The 13,576-nt window shown below is 65.3% G+C and carries 13 protein-coding genes; 7 read left to right on the plus strand and 6 right to left on the minus strand.

Features of this window, described 5'->3' with window-relative positions:
* Nucleotides 1-333: 333 nt before the first annotated feature.
* From ACZBJS_RS40485 to ACZBJS_RS40505, 5 genes are read right to left on the minus strand one after another with little or no spacing between them, the layout of a single operon-like run.
* Entirely contained in the window at nucleotides 334-1,029 is a 696-nt protein-coding gene (locus tag ACZBJS_RS40485; RefSeq protein ID WP_283065482.1) for an AprI/Inh family metalloprotease inhibitor, read from the minus strand.
* Complete coding sequence (locus ACZBJS_RS40490) at nucleotides 1,029-2,012, minus strand: 2-hydroxyacid dehydrogenase (RefSeq protein ID WP_253605033.1); 984 nt, start codon at nucleotides 2,010-2,012, stop codon at nucleotides 1,029-1,031. Before ACZBJS_RS40490 ends, ACZBJS_RS40485 begins: the two co-directional genes overlap by 1 nt.
* Nucleotides 2,012-2,800 carry an ABC transporter permease gene (locus ACZBJS_RS40495; RefSeq protein ID WP_076832691.1) on the minus strand — a complete coding sequence of 263 codons (789 nt, stop codon included), beginning with the start codon at nucleotides 2,798-2,800 and terminating at the stop codon, nucleotides 2,012-2,014. Before ACZBJS_RS40495 ends, ACZBJS_RS40490 begins: the two co-directional genes overlap by 1 nt.
* On the minus strand, nucleotides 2,797-3,600 hold the full coding sequence (locus ACZBJS_RS40500) for an ABC transporter ATP-binding protein (protein ID WP_463440169.1): 804 nt from the start codon (nucleotides 3,598-3,600) through the stop codon (nucleotides 2,797-2,799). The genes ACZBJS_RS40495 and ACZBJS_RS40500 overlap by 4 nt, the downstream gene beginning before the upstream one ends.
* A gap of 16 nt (nucleotides 3,601-3,616) precedes the next feature.
* Entirely contained in the window at nucleotides 3,617-4,648 is a 1,032-nt protein-coding gene (locus ACZBJS_RS40505; RefSeq protein ID WP_316398320.1) for an ABC transporter substrate-binding protein, read from the minus strand.
* 144 nt (nucleotides 4,649-4,792) lie between these two features.
* On the opposite strand from ACZBJS_RS40505, the gene ACZBJS_RS40510 reads away from it, so the two are divergent.
* Nucleotides 4,793-5,605 (plus strand): creatininase family protein, encoded by an 813-nt coding sequence (locus ACZBJS_RS40510; protein WP_463440170.1) that lies wholly within the window; start codon nucleotides 4,793-4,795, stop codon nucleotides 5,603-5,605.
* 144 nt (nucleotides 5,606-5,749) lie between these two features.
* On the plus strand, nucleotides 5,750-6,019 hold the full coding sequence (locus ACZBJS_RS40515; RefSeq protein WP_057020179.1) for a hypothetical protein: 270 nt from the start codon (nucleotides 5,750-5,752) through the stop codon (nucleotides 6,017-6,019).
* A 115-nt stretch (nucleotides 6,020-6,134) separates the two neighbouring features.
* Here ACZBJS_RS40515 and ACZBJS_RS40520 read toward each other — a convergent pair whose 3' ends face one another.
* On the minus strand, nucleotides 6,135-6,404 hold the full coding sequence (locus ACZBJS_RS40520) for a metal-sensing transcriptional repressor (RefSeq protein ID WP_016840607.1): 270 nt from the start codon (nucleotides 6,402-6,404) through the stop codon (nucleotides 6,135-6,137).
* A gap of 339 nt (nucleotides 6,405-6,743) precedes the next feature.
* On the opposite strand from ACZBJS_RS40520, the gene ACZBJS_RS40525 reads away from it, so the two are divergent.
* The 5 genes from ACZBJS_RS40525 to ACZBJS_RS40545 all read left to right on the plus strand — a co-directional run bounded on the left by ACZBJS_RS40525 (nucleotide 6,744) and on the right by ACZBJS_RS40545 (nucleotide 13,462).
* Nucleotides 6,744-7,007, plus strand: coding sequence for a hypothetical protein (locus tag ACZBJS_RS40525; RefSeq protein ID WP_076832705.1), 264 nt, complete (start codon nucleotides 6,744-6,746; stop codon nucleotides 7,005-7,007).
* Between the two features lie 407 nt (nucleotides 7,008-7,414).
* Nucleotides 7,415-9,058: an NRAMP family divalent metal transporter gene (locus ACZBJS_RS40530; protein ID WP_076832708.1), complete on the plus strand. Its 1,644-nt coding sequence runs from the start codon at nucleotides 7,415-7,417 to the stop codon at nucleotides 9,056-9,058.
* Nucleotides 9,055-9,267: a hypothetical protein gene (locus tag ACZBJS_RS40535; protein ID WP_463440171.1), complete on the plus strand. Its 213-nt coding sequence runs from the start codon at nucleotides 9,055-9,057 to the stop codon at nucleotides 9,265-9,267. Before ACZBJS_RS40530 ends, ACZBJS_RS40535 begins: the two co-directional genes overlap by 4 nt.
* A gap of 338 nt (nucleotides 9,268-9,605) precedes the next feature.
* On the plus strand, nucleotides 9,606-11,594 hold the full coding sequence (locus ACZBJS_RS40540; protein ID WP_463440172.1) for a carbohydrate porin: 1,989 nt from the start codon (nucleotides 9,606-9,608) through the stop codon (nucleotides 11,592-11,594).
* Nucleotides 11,595-11,989: 395 nt separating this feature from the next.
* The gene (locus ACZBJS_RS40545) at nucleotides 11,990-13,462 is read left to right on the plus strand and encodes an FAD-dependent monooxygenase (protein ID WP_463440173.1); all 1,473 of its coding nucleotides are present in this window, start codon (nucleotides 11,990-11,992) and stop codon (nucleotides 13,460-13,462) included.
* Nucleotides 13,463-13,576: the final 114 nt, after the last annotated feature.

Genomic DNA, 13,576 nt, shown 5'->3' on the forward strand with positions numbered 1-13,576 from the left:
GAGAATCATACAACATGCTGCAGAGACGCCACTTCTTGCTGTACCGAGTCAATCTGTCGCGCCCCAAAACCGTGTAGACACGCTAGTGCGAAAGCAGGGACCCATAACCACTGGGTTGAGTTGCTGAAGCGAGCCATGGCCACAGCCGCGCAAAACCAACCGGCATCGTGGCTATGGGTCCCTGCTCCCGTGCGCAATTGCGCACTAGGCACGGACGACACGGAGCTTGTGGCAATCCCGTAGCCCGGGTGAGCGAAGCGATACCCGGGGAATGCATCGGCGAAATCCCGCATATCGCTTGCGCTCATGCGGGCTACGAGGCCAGCACCCGACCTACTGCTCCCGCAGCATGATCAGCGGGTCGGCGCTGTCCGGGACGCGGCGCCACTGGGCGTTGTCGTCGGCCTCGAACTGCCAGGTCTGCCCCTTGGCCGACATCAGGATCATCTGGCCGTGGTCGAGCCGCCACATGGTCGGGTTGAAGGAAGCGACCGCGGGATCGCATTTGCCTTTCAGGAACACCTGGAAATTGTCGTTGCCGGCGTCGGTGTTGGTCAGCACCAGCGTGCAGATCGCCTGGCCGTTGCCGCGCACCATCGACCAGTCGCCGATCATCTGGTCCATCGATTTGGCGAGCGAGCGCGCCGCGGCAAGGTTTTGCAGGATGTAGACGCCCTCGTTGGTGCGCATCCCTTCGAAGATGCCGGTCTCGACCTCGGTGAAATCGATCACGGTCTCGCCGGCGGCATTGTGCAGCCGCACGATGTCGCCGAGGCCCTTGATGCTCCAGCCGGTGATGTCCTTGGTGAAGGGCAGCGCGGCGGCGCAGGCGGGCTCGAGCTCGAGCTTGAAGCCTTGCGGCGCCGTATCGCCCTTCAGCGTCACGACGCAGGTCTTGCTGCGCTCGGTGGTGGCGAGCTCCCACTGCCCGATCATGTCCTTCTTCAACGTCGTGACGTCCTGCGCCGCTGCCGGACCGCAAGCGGCCAGCAGCAGACACAGCACGGCGTTGAAGCGGGACAACGACATCAGCGATCCTTGACCGGCGTTTCGGCAACCGGCGTCAGCGGCGGCTTGCCGGCGAACCAGTTCTTGATATTGTCGACCACGAGCTGGTCCATCGCGTTGCGCGTCACCACCGAGGCCGAGCCGATATGCGGCAGCAGCACGACGTTCTGCATCGCCTTCAATTCGTCGGGCACGTTCGGTTCGGCCGCGAACACGTCGAGACCGGCGGCCAGGATGGTGCCGGACTTCAGCGCCGCGACCAGCGCCGGCTCGTCAACCACCGAGCCGCGCGCGACATTGATCAGCACGCCGCGGGGACCGAGCGCCTTCAAGACGTCGGCATTGATCATCTTCGCGGTCGAGGCGCCGCCCGGCACAATGACGATCAAGGTGTCGACCGCCTTCGCCATCTCGATCAAATCAGGATAGTGCTTGTAGGAGACGTCCTTGGACGGATTGCGCGAGTGATAGGACACCGGCACCCGCGAGGCTTCAAGACGGCGCCCGATCGCCTGGCCGATCCGGCCCATGCCGACGATGCCGATCTTGCGGTCGCGCAGCGAGCCGACGCTGAGCGGATAATTCTGGGTCTGCCACAGGCCGGAGCGCACGTAGCGGTCGGCCTTGACGAATTCGCGCAACGTCGCGATCAACAGGCCCATCGCGACATCGGCGACCTCCTCGGTCAGCACGTCGGGCGTATTGGTGACCACGATATTGTGATCGCGCGCATAGGCAGAATCGACGTGGTCGTAGCCCACGCCGAAGCTGCCGACGATCTCGAGCTTCGGAAACATCGCCAGCGCGGTCTTGTCGGTCGCCATCGTGTGATAGGTGACGGCGATGCCGCGGATCTTGGCCAGCGTATCGGGCGTCAGCCGCTCGAGGTCGCCGCGGCTCTCGGCACGGTGCAGCGCGTATTGATCGGGAAAGCCGTTTTCGAGGATTGGCCGGATCGGTCCATAGATCAACAGATCGATCTTTTCGGAAGAAATCGGGGCCATCAACTGTCCTTTCCTAACGCGCTTTCATGCCAACGCCGCAGCAACAAATGCGAAACTAGCGCCAGCAACCCATAAATGACAATCCCGGCCAGCGATAGCAGCAGAAGTGCCGCGAACATGCGGGGAATATTCAGCCGGTAGCCTGATTCAGCGATCCGGAAGGCGAGGCCCGAGCCGGCGCCGGCGCTGCCCGCCGCGATCTCCGCGACCACGGCGCCGATCAGCGACAGCCCGCCGGCGATGCGCAGACCGCCGAGGATATAGGGCAGCGCCGCGGGCAGCTTCAGGAACAGCAGCGTCTGCAGCTGTGAGGCGCCATAAAGTTGAAACAATCCGGCGAGGTTGCGATCCACCGAATTGAGGCCGAGCGTCGTGTTCGACAGCACCGGAAAGAACGCCACGATCCAGGCGCAGACGATCACCGCGGTCTGCTGCTGCAGATAGATCAGGAGCAGCGGCGCGATCGCGATGACGGGCGTGACCTGCAGCACCACGGCATAGGGAAACAGCGAATACTCCAGCCATTTCGACTGGTTGAACAATAGCGCCAGCACGATGCCGCCGACTGCCGCGGCAACGAAGCCTTCGAGCGTGGTCAGCAGCGTGACGCCGAGCGATTGCGACAGGATGGGCCAGTCCGCAACCAGCGTCTTCAGCACCAACAGCGGGCTCGGCAGCACGTAAGGTTGGATGCCATAGCCGCGGACGATGGCTTCCCAGAGCAGGAGGCCAGCGGCGAACACCGCAAGCGGCAGCAGAAAACGGACGAGGTCCTGCGGAGATTTCATGCGCCCGCCTGCCCTGCATAGGATGGCGCCAGCGCGCTGGAGACCTCGCGGCAGAACGCGGCGTATTCGGCCGAGGTGCGGAACTCCTCGCCGCGCGGTTCCGGCGAGGTGATGCGAAACTCGGCGCCGATCCGGCCCGGGCGGGCGGTCATCACGATCACGCGCTCGGAAAGATAGACCGACTCGAACACCGAGTGCGTCACGAAGATGACGGTCTTGTGCAGGGTGCGCCACAGCGACAGCAAGTCGTTGTTGAGGCGAAACCGCGTGATCTCGTCGAGCGCCGCGAACGGCTCGTCCATCAAGAGGACATCCGGATCGGTGACCAGCGCGCGCGCCAGCGACACCCGCATCTTCATGCCGCCGGACAATTCGCGCGGATAGGCTCTCGCGAACTCCACAAGCCCGACCTGATCCAGCGCCGCATCGATGCGCGCATCGGCGTCGGTCGCAGGCAGCCGGGCAAGCTTCAGCGGCAGGCGGACATTGTCGCGCACCGTGGCCCACGGCATCAGGGTCGGCTCCTGAAATACGAAGCCGATGCGGTGGCTGCCGCGCTGCTCCGCGCCATGATGCGAGACCTCGACCGTGCCGGCGCTTGGCGTGGCGAGACCTGCAATCAGCCGCAGCGCGGTGGATTTGCCGCAACCGGAGGGCCCGAGTAGCGAGACGAACTCGCCGCGCCTCACGTCGAGGTCGAGCGGCCCGAGTGCCCTCACGCCGCTGTCATAGGTCTTGCTGACGCCGCGCAGGCGCACAGCCGACGCTGCATCAGATCCAGACAACGCAGGCTCCGCCATCGCCCGTCCGCACCCGTCAGTTCTTCGGCCGGAGCTCGGCGCCGACCGCCTTGTTGACGAAGCGCAGCGTGTAGCCCTGGCGATAGTCGATGGCGCTCTTGACCACGCCGGCCCGCACCATCTTGTCGAAGAAGCTCGCCATCCGCTCATCGGTCATGGCGCCGATGCCGTTCTTGATGGAATCGCCGGAATCGACGATGCCGTGCTCGCGCATCTTGGCGACGCAATAGGAGAGCAGCTCGTCGTTCATGTCGGGATTGAGCTTCTTGATCATCGCATTGCCGGCCGAGTTGTCACCGTAGACGTAGTGGTACCAGCCGACGATCGAGGCATCGACGAAGCGCTGCACGAGGTCAGGCTTCTTGTCGACCAGGTCGCGGCGGGTCTCGATCAGCGTCGAGTAGGAGTTGAAGCCGTAATCGGCGAGCAGCAGCACGTTCGGCCTGAAGCCGGCGGCTTTCTCGACCGCGAAGGGCTCCGAGGTGACGTAGCCCTGCATCGCGGTCTGCTTGTTCACGATGAAAGGCTGCGGGTTGAAGGTGTAGGGCTTCACCTTGTTCTCGTCGAAGCCATATTCGGACTTCAGCCACTGGAAGTAGCTGGTGATGCCCTCCTTCGAAATCAAAAGCGTGAGCGGCTTCAGATCCTCGATCTTCGTGGCCTTGACCTCGGGATGGGTCAGGAAGACCTGGGGGTCCTTCTGGAACATGGCGGCGACGGCGACCAGCGGCACGTTGTTGGTGACGGCGTCGAAGGTCTGCAGCGAGTTCGCGCTCATGAAGAAGTCGAGCTTGCCCGCGATCAGCAGCATGCGGTTGTTCTCGTTGGGACCGCCGGGCACGATGGTGACGTCGAGGCCGTATTTCTTGTAGGTGCCGTCGGCGAGCGCCTGGAAGAACCCGCCATGCTCGCCCTCGGCGACCCAATTGGTGCCGAACGAGACCTTGTCCAAGGTCTGGGCCCGCGCCGGGGCAAGCGCCGCGGCAACGCAAAGCGCGGCGGTCAGAAGGCTTGTGGTTAACGCTCGCAGCAAAAAGGCCGGGATCATGGTTGGACTCCGTCGATCATTATGGCCCATGATGGAAGGCGGGAAGACGTGGACCGCGCCCGGAGACGCGAACCCGTTATGATGTTAAACAAACTAGCCTGCAAATCCATCCCGTGAAACGCTTGTATTGAAACGACCGGCTTGATGACTTCTCAGCTTCCGCTTCCGCCCCGCGACTGGACCGCCATCCACTGGCCCGATATCGCCAGGGATACGGCCGCGCACTGGATCGCGGTGCTGCCGCTGGCCGCGACCGAGCAGCACGGGCCGCATCTGCCGCTCGGAACCGACGTCATGATCGGCGAGGCCTATCTTTCGCGGGTGCGAGAGTTGCTGCCGGCGACCACTCCCGCCACGTTCCTGCCGTTGCAGCCGGTCGGCATCTCAACCGAGCACATCGATTTTCCGGGTACCTTGACCTTGCCGACCAACGTGGCGCTGAAGAGCTGGATGGCACTCGGCGAGAGCGTGGCGCGCGCAGGCGTCAGGAAGCTCGTGATCGTGACCAGCCATGGCGGCAATTCCGCCGCGATGCAGCTGGTGGCGCAGGATCTGCGCGCGCACCATCAGATGCTGGTGGTGACCACGAGCTGGTCGCGCTTCGGCGCGCCCGACGGGCTGTTCGACGCCGGCGAATTACGCCACGGCATCCATGGCGGCGCGGTCGAGACCTCGATCATGCTGGCGAAATATCCGCACGCCGTGCGCAAGGACGCGATCGCGGACTTCAAGCCGGCCAGCGTGCGGATCGAGAAGGATCATCGCTTTCTGTCGACGCAGCGGCCGGCGCCGTTCGCCTGGCAGGCGCAGGACCTCAATCCGAGCGGCGCGATCGGCGATGCGACGAAGGCCTCGGCCGAGAAGGGCGAGAAGCTGATCGAGCACGGCGCGCGCGCGTTCTGCGAGCTGCTCGCCGATGTCGACAGGTTCGATCCCGGCGTATTTCGCGGCAAATGACCGCGATTGCTTCGTCCTGACAAGCGCGACGAAACAATTCGCGAAACCATATTTCCGCCCCGATCTTCGAACCGGAACCGGACAGCCTCCGTCCAACGGGCATGCGGACCACACCGGCGCCGCCCACACAGGATGGAGTATTCCATGTCGATCAAGACCAAGTTCGCCGCCCTCGCCCTGACCGCGCTCGCCGTGACCGGCACCATCGCGTCCACGACGTCGCAGGCTGAAGCGAAGCCCTATGGCTGGGGCTGGGGCGTTGGCGCAGGTCTCGTCGGCGCCGCCGTTGTCGGCAGCGCAATCGCGGCCAGCGACGGCTATTACTACGGCGGTGGCTATCGGCGCTGCGGCTGGGTGCGCCAGTTCGACGCCTACGGCAATTACATCGGCCGCGTGCGCAGCTGCTCCTACTGATCGACGCAATTCCCAGGGTTGCGGATCCTGCGTTCGGCACGGGTCCTCATCCACCCCGTGTCGCAACCGACCCGTCCGGCGATCCCCCCGGGCGGGTCAATTCTTGAACGCACGATCACAGATACTTCGCGACCAGCCTGAAATCGCGCAGCACGGCTCGCCCTTTCGGCCCCGATGCCTTCAGCGTCTCCTCCAGGCTGTGACCGATGTGATCGTGGATCAGCGCCTTCTTGGCGCTCTCGATCGCGCTCTCCACCGCCTGCAATTGCTGGGCGATCTGCGCACAAGGCCGGCCCTGCTCGATCATCTCGACGATGGTGTCGAGATGGCCGTTGGCGCGCTTCAGGCGCCTGGCGATCGCCGCGTGCGGATGGTCGTCGGACATCTGGCTCTCCTATCCTCCGGGGAGGATAGCTATGATCCTCCCCGGAGGATAGCCGAATCGACTTGACAGGCCATTGTCGCGGGCGTAGTGCCCGATGGCGGGAACGTTCGTTCCGCCCCGGGGTTCTGGCCCCGGAGACAAGTCGATCCACGAGCCAGCACAGAAGGCACATGGGCAGTAGCAACTCAGGCGACAGTAGTCCGGCGATGCCGGGACTGGTGACGCCGCAACACAGCAAGACTGATCGCGCAGATCTCGCCTGCGTGGACGGGTGGTCGCGCCCAAGCTGACCACTGCTCCTCACCGGCCTGCCGCGACCAGCGGAAGTGGAAGTGAGCGATGTTCGAAAAGCTCGCAAAATTCCGGCAAGCAAGCCCGCGGCGCGTTGTCGAGCCGCGGCGCATGCCGCCGCCGGCCGCCATTCATTGCAATGACAACCTGCCGGGCTTTCGCCGCCTGGCGGGCCGCCACCGGCGTCCAACCCCGGCCTGTCATTGGGTCCTGATCGACGGCCGCCTGGAATGCCGTTGGATCGTCGACGACAGCGGCGGTGATCTCGATCAGCAGCGACGCGCCGCAGCGAAGCCACGGCTGTGCGCTTAGGCCGACCGTGAGGGCGGGCTTGATAACGACAGTGCTGGCCGCTCCCTCTCCCCGTTCTTGCGGGGAGAGGGTTGGGGTGAGGGGCCGCCTCCGCGCACACGGTAATAGCTGAGTTCGCGAAAACTCCCCTCACCCGGATCGCATCTGATGATGCGATCCGACCTCTCCCCGCACGCGGGGCGAGGTGAAGCGGCGCCCGCTGCTCGGTCGGAAGTAGTTGTCTTGGTTTAGGAGGCCGACATGGACGAAGGACCTAGTTGCCCCGTTGCGCGGCATTCAGGCGCGGCAACGGGATTCTCGATCTGCATCACATCTGGAAATGCCGCTGCTCACGGCAGCGGAGACGTGCGCGCCTGACGACGCCTGCGTCCCTCCCGCCGTGCCGAAAGGCGGCGAGGAGACGCGAAATGACCGAAAGCAAGACCACACAAACCGCCATTCTCGACAGCGCGCATGCCGGCGACATCCACGGCGCGCTCGGCAGCATCGCTCGCGACGACACCGCGCCGCGCGCGACCTTGCTGGCCCGGCTGAAGACATTGCTGGCGATCGTCGGCCCCGGCCTGATCGTGATGGTCGGCGACAACGACGCCGGCGCGTTCGGCACCTATACCCAGGCCGGACAGAATTACGGCACCACGCTGCTGTGGACGCTTCTGCTGCTGATCCCGGTGCTCTACGTCAACCAGGAGATGGTGGTGCGGCTCGGCGCCGTCACCGGGGTCGGCCATGCGCGGCTGATCTTCGAGCGCTTCGGCAAGTTCTGGGGTGCCTTCAGCGTCATCGACCTCCTGGTATTGAACGCGCTGACCATTGTCACCGAGTTCATCGGCATCACGTTTGCACTTCATTTTCTCGGCGTCTCGCAGTTCTGGGGCGTGTTGGCCTCGGCTGTTATCGTGATGCTGGCGGTCTCGACTGGCGACTTCCGCCGCTTCGAACGCTTCGGCATCGCGCTGGTCGCAGGCAGCCTGCTGCTGGTACCCGTGATCCTGATGGTGCATCCGCCGGTCGGGCAGATCGCCTCCGACTTCTTCGTGCCGAAGATGCCGCAGGACGCCAAGCTCAGTGAGGTGATGCTGCTGATCGTCGCCATCGTCGGTACCACGGTGGCGCCGTGGCAATTGTTCTTCCAGCAGAGCTACATCATCGACAAGCGGATCACGCCGCGTTTCATCCGCTATGAACGGATGGATCTGTGCATCGGCATCGTGCTGGTGGTGGTCGGCGCCGTCGCGATGATCTCGTTCTGCGCGGCAGTCTTCGCAGGAAAGCCCGAATTCGGCAATTACACGGACGCGCTGGGGACCGCGGTCGGCCTCGAGACATATGCCGGCCGGCTGCCGGCGGTGCTGTTCGCCCTTGCGCTGCTCGATGCCTGCATCATCGGTGCTGCGGCAGTCTCCCTCGCGACCGCTTATGCGATCGGCGACGTGTTCGCGGTCAAGCACTCGCTGCACCGCAAGCCGTGCGACGCGAAGGGCTTCTACAGCGTCTATTGCGGCCTGATCGTGCTCGCGGCGGTGCTGGTGCTGACGCCGGGCACGCCGCTCGGACTATTGACCAACGCGGTGCAGACGCTGGCCGGCGTGCTGTTGCCGAGCGCGACCGTGTTCCTGCTGCTGCTGTGCAACGATCGCCACATCCTCGGGCCCTGGGTCAATTCGACCAAACTCAACCTGTTCACCGGCGCGGTGGTCGCGGGGCTGGTGATGCTGTCGGTGATCCTGACCGCCGCGGTGCTGTTCCCCCATCTCGGCGAGACGTGGATCATCGGCATCCTCGTCGGCGGCAGCGTGCTTGCGCTCGCGATCACGGCAGCCGTCAAGTTCTACGGGACGTCGTCGCGCCGCAACGCGTCCTTCCGCTTCAAGCGCAAGCCCTCGCTGGTCGACCGCGACAGCTGGCGGATGCCGCCGCTCGACCGGCTGCCGCCGGCGCGGCTCAGCCCGCTGAGCCGGATCTGGATGATCGTGCTGCGCGGCTATCTCGTCGTCGCCGCCGGCCTCGTGCTGCTGCGGATCGTCCAGCTCGCCACGGTGGGAGCGTGACCGCGCTCAGTCGCGGCCGGCGATGGGGCGCGATCGTGCTGCTCAGGCTGGCGAGCGCCATCCTGCGCGGCGCGGCCGCGCTCCACCGGAAACGCACAATCTCAAACGCCGGGCTGCGGACGGCGCTGTCGCTGGCGCGATGTATCGAACGGGGCGGCGCGCGGGTCGTGCTCGGCAGGGCATCGCAGCCGGCACTCATCAACACATAGGACGAGGACAATGGCGGCATCGATTGAACGGTCGGGTCGCGACCGGTTTGCCACCGACACGCGGCTGATCGCCGCCGATGTGGCCCTGCCGCCTCGCGCTGTTACGTGACTGTCACGGTGGCGTGCAAATCGGAACGGTATTGGGTGCGCCTCAGTTGCTATTGCGAATTATTTGCAATAAGTAACAGGGGATGCTAGGTGCTGATCTGGCTTTGGATGGGACGACACAGATCGGACCGGGGACGGCGGGCGATGATTTCAAATCTCGGGTGGCAAGCGGCCACCAAATCTGCAGTGATGCCGGGCGAAACCGCCACTCGTTCGCGGAAAGCCGCGTCATGACCTGCGTCCGCCTCTTCCGGGTCCAGATCGCCGCCGGCGCAGCGCTCGGTGCGGCAACCTTCGGCGCACCGGCGACCGCGGCCGATCTGGCCCTCAAATCCCCCGCCGCCAGGTCGGTCTACAGCTGGACCGGATTCTATGTCGGCGCCCATGTCGGTTATGGCGACGGCACTCTGGGCCCCAGCACCAATCCGATCCTGGAACAGGGCGTGTTCTTTCCGCCCACCATCACCGGCGGGATCGGCGGCTTCCAGGTCGGATACAACAAGGAGTTCGCCAACCGCTTCGTGCTCGGCATCGAGGCGGATGCGACCTTCACCGGCCCGACCGACCTGCCGCGGCGGGTGCTCGGCCCCTTCAATTCGTCGATCGACTATGTCGGCACGCTGCGCGGCCGCGCCGGCTACTCTTTCGGCACCTGGATGCCTTACGTGACCGGCGGCTTCGCCTGGGGCCACAGCCAGGTTCGGGTCAACGACGCCGCGGGCGAGGTGATCTCGGAGCCCGGCCAGTACCAGACCGGCTGGACCGTCGGCGCCGGCGCCGAATTCGCGGTGAGCGGCAATTGGACCGCCAAGGTCGAATACGACTATGTCGACCTGTCGCGCCGCACGCTCGGCCTCAATGATTTCGGCATGCCCGGCGTCAGCATCGACCCGCGCATCCATTTGCTGAAATTCGGCCTCAACTATCAGCTCGGCGACTCGCCATGGTCGGCGACGCCGACGCGCACCGCACTGCCCGAATCGAGCGACTGGAGCGTGCACGGCCAGACGACGTTGCTGCCGCAGACCTATCCGTCCTTCCGCTCGCCCTATGCCGGCACCAACAGCCTTCCCGGCGCGGGGCAGTTGCAGCAGACCTGGACCACGACGGCGTTTCTCGGCGTGCGGCTCTGGGAAGGCGGCGAGTTCTACTTCAACCCGGAAACCGCGCAGGGCTTTGGCCTCAACGGCACGCTCGGGCTTGCCGGCTTCTCGAACGGCGAAGCCCAGAAGGCCGGCGCGCCGTTCCCGAAAATCCGGCCGCAGCGCTACTACTTCAAGCAGACCTTCGGCTTCGGCGGCGAGCAGGAAGACGTCGCCGACGGCCCGAACCAGATCGCCGGCAAGCGTGACATCGATCGCCTCACGCTCGTGGTCGGGCGCTTTGCGGTCGGCGATTTCTTTGACGGCAATTCCTACGCCAAGGACCCGCGCGCCGATTTCATGAACTGGGCGATGTGGGCGTCCGCCGCCTACGACTTCCCGGCCGACTTGCCCGGCTACACCCGCGGCGCCGTGGTCGAGCTCAACCGCAAGGATTGGGCGGTGCGCGCCGGCGTGTTCCAGGTGCCGAACGCGCCGAACAGCGACGTTCTGGTGTTCAACACCGGCGGCGCCGTGGTGGAATTCGAGGGCCGCTATTCGATCTTCGACCAGCCCGGCAAGCTGCGCGTCGGCGTGTTCGGCAACCGCGGCAACACCGGCAATTACGCCCGGGCGCTCGCGATCGAGGACGCCAATCCGGGGCTCGACATCAACGACGTGATGGCCGGCATCCGCAAGGACAATCTGAAATACGGCTTCTATCTGAACGGCGAGCAGCAGATCGTAAAGGATGTCGGCCTGTTCGGCCGCCTCAGCTGGAACGACGGTCAGAACGAAATCCTGTCGTTCACCGATGTCGATCGCAGCGTGTCGGGCGGCCTGTCGATCAAAGGCAGCAGGTGGGGACGGGCGAACGACACGATCGGCATCGGCGGCGCGATCAACGGGCTATCATCAGCGCATCGCGACTATCTTGCCGCCGGCGGCCTCGGCCTGCTGATCGGCGACGGCGCGCTGAACTACAGCCCGGAGCGGATCTTCGAGACCTACTACGCCTATCAGGTGAACAAGAACCTGACGCTGACCGCGGACTATCAGTTCATCACCAACCCCGCCTACAACGCCGACCGCGGCCCGGTGCACATCTTCTCCGGCCGCATCCACGGCGAGTTCTGAGGTTCACCACATCCCACGTCGTCCCGGGCAAGCGCAGCGCGACCCGGGACCCATAACCACCGCTGATTGTCGTTAGAGCGAGCTGAGGCGACAGCGAATCCAACCACACGATCCTGTGGTATGGGTCCGGCTTTCGCCGGGACGACAGCGAGTTTGCATCGCCAGCGCGCGTAGCCCGGATGAAGCGCAGCGAAATCCGGGGCGCTCGATCCGCGCGCGAAAAAACCGGATTGCGCTCCGCTCCATCCGGACTACGGACTCTTCTGGCAATGGGCTGAATTGGTTCGGGCAGCGAACGCCCTCTCCCCACTCAGATATATGTAGACCCCCCGGGCTTGCCGCAAGCCCGGGGTCATCCCGTAGAACGCGCGCCCAATCGAACGGAGGAGTGCGGGATGCGGGAACATGCTGTCGTGATTGCCGGCGGAGGTCCGACCGGGCTGATGCTGGCGGGCGAGTTGACGCTGGCGGGAATAGATGTTGCGATTGTCGAGCGGCGCGCGGGGGAGGACCTGATCGGCGCGCGGGCCGGCGGCCTGCACGCGCGCACCATCGAGGTGCTCGATCAGCGCGGCATCGGCGACCGCTTCGTCGCGCTGGGAACGCGCCATCCGGCGGTGCTGTTCCACTCGCATCTGGTTCCGCTTGAGATCACCGACTTTCCGACCCGGCGCAATTTCACGCTGGGGCTCCGGCAGAACCATATCGAGCGCCTGCTCGGCGAATGGGTCGGCGAACTGGCGGTGCCGATTATCCGCGCGCGCGACGTGACCGGCTTCACGCAGGACGACGCCGGCGTCGACGTCGAACTGTCGGATGGCCAATTGCTCCGGGCACAGTATCTCGTCGGCTGCGACGGCGGCCGGAGCCTCGTCCGCAAAGCGGCAGCCATCGAATTCGCCGGATGGGATCCGACCACGAGCTGGCTGATCGCCGAGGCCGAGATGTCGGGCGAGCCGGAATGGGGCTTTCGCCAGCACGACACCGGCACCTCGGCGATCGGCAAGGCGGACGCTGGCGGGCGGGTGCGGCTGGTGCTGGCCGAGCGGCAACTCGGCACCGACCGGGAGCCGACCCTGCGCGACGTCAGCGAGGCGCTGGTCGCCGCGTACGGCACCGATTTCGGCATCCACAGTCCGGGCTGGATCTCGCGCTTCACAGACATGACCCGGCAGGCCGTGACCTACCGCAAACAGCGCGTGCTGCTGGCCGGCGATGCCGCCCATGTGCATCCACCGATGGGCGGCCAGGGCCTCAATATCGGCGTGCAGGACGCGGTGAACCTGGGCTGGAAGCTGGCCCAGGTGGTCAAGCAGATCGCGTCGGACAGCCTGCTCGACACCTACGAAGCCGAACGGCATCCGGTGGCGGCCCGCGTGCTGCGCAACACCATGGCGCATGTCGCGCTCAACCGCACCGATCCGCGCACCAAGGCGTTGAACGAGATCGTCTCCGACCTTCTGCGCATGGACGTGCCGCGCAAATGCTTTGCCGCGATGATGTCCGGCCTCGATCTTCACTACGATCTTGGCGACGGCCATCCGCTGCTCGGACGCCGCATGCCCGATCTCGATCTGGTCACCGCCAACGGCCCGGTGCAGGTCTTCGCGCTGCTGCAGCGGGCGCGGCCGGTTCTGCTGAATTTCGGCGAGCCCGGCGGCATCGCCATCGCGGGATGGACCGACCGGGTTCAGCTGGTCGATGCCGAGTATCGCGGCGCATGGGAGCTTCCCGCGCACGGCACGGTTTCGGCCCCGATCGCGGTGCTGGTGCGGCCCGATGGCTACGTGGCGTGGGTTGGCGAGCGAACGCAGGCCGGCCTAACCGAGGCGCTGACCAAATGGTTCGGCGCGTCCGCTGGTACGTAATGAGCGTAGATGGGGTAACGGGCCGGCCGCCCGCTCGCTACGGCGCAATTTGGAAGCGCGCTCGCGAGCGGCCTGTTGGTTGGAAGGCGGTCGTCCCTCAAACTGATGGTGTTC

The sequence above is a fragment of the Bradyrhizobium sp. KZN70725 genome (assembly GCF_055264925.1).

What these genes read in the sequence shown, in the direction of transcription:
- ACZBJS_RS40525 (WP_076832705.1), top strand. Translation starts at nt 6,744, where the DNA reads ATGTTCGAAAAGCTCGCAAAATTCCGGCAAGCAAGCCCGCGGCGCGTT.
- ACZBJS_RS40530 (WP_076832708.1), top strand. Translation starts at nt 7,415, where the DNA reads ATGACCGAAAGCAAGACCACACAAACCGCCATTCTCGACAGCGCGCAT.
- ACZBJS_RS40490 (WP_253605033.1), bottom strand. Translation starts at nt 2,012, where the DNA reads ATGGCCCCGATTTCTTCCGAAAAGATCGATCTGTTGATCTATGGACCG.
- ACZBJS_RS40545 (WP_463440173.1), top strand. Translation starts at nt 11,990, where the DNA reads ATGCGGGAACATGCTGTCGTGATTGCCGGCGGAGGTCCGACCGGGCTG.
- ACZBJS_RS40500 (WP_463440169.1), bottom strand. Translation starts at nt 3,600, where the DNA reads ATGGCGGAGCCTGCGTTGTCTGGATCTGATGCAGCGTCGGCTGTGCGC.
- ACZBJS_RS40510 (WP_463440170.1), top strand. Translation starts at nt 4,793, where the DNA reads ATGACTTCTCAGCTTCCGCTTCCGCCCCGCGACTGGACCGCCATCCAC.
- ACZBJS_RS40540 (WP_463440172.1), top strand. Translation starts at nt 9,606, where the DNA reads ATGACCTGCGTCCGCCTCTTCCGGGTCCAGATCGCCGCCGGCGCAGCG.
- ACZBJS_RS40495 (WP_076832691.1), bottom strand. Translation starts at nt 2,800, where the DNA reads ATGAAATCTCCGCAGGACCTCGTCCGTTTTCTGCTGCCGCTTGCGGTG.
- ACZBJS_RS40520 (WP_016840607.1), bottom strand. Translation starts at nt 6,404, where the DNA reads ATGTCCGACGACCATCCGCACGCGGCGATCGCCAGGCGCCTGAAGCGC.
- ACZBJS_RS40505 (WP_316398320.1), bottom strand. Translation starts at nt 4,648, where the DNA reads ATGATCCCGGCCTTTTTGCTGCGAGCGTTAACCACAAGCCTTCTGACC.
- ACZBJS_RS40515 (WP_057020179.1), top strand. Translation starts at nt 5,750, where the DNA reads ATGTCGATCAAGACCAAGTTCGCCGCCCTCGCCCTGACCGCGCTCGCC.
- ACZBJS_RS40485 (WP_283065482.1), bottom strand. Translation starts at nt 1,029, where the DNA reads ATGTCGTTGTCCCGCTTCAACGCCGTGCTGTGTCTGCTGCTGGCCGCT.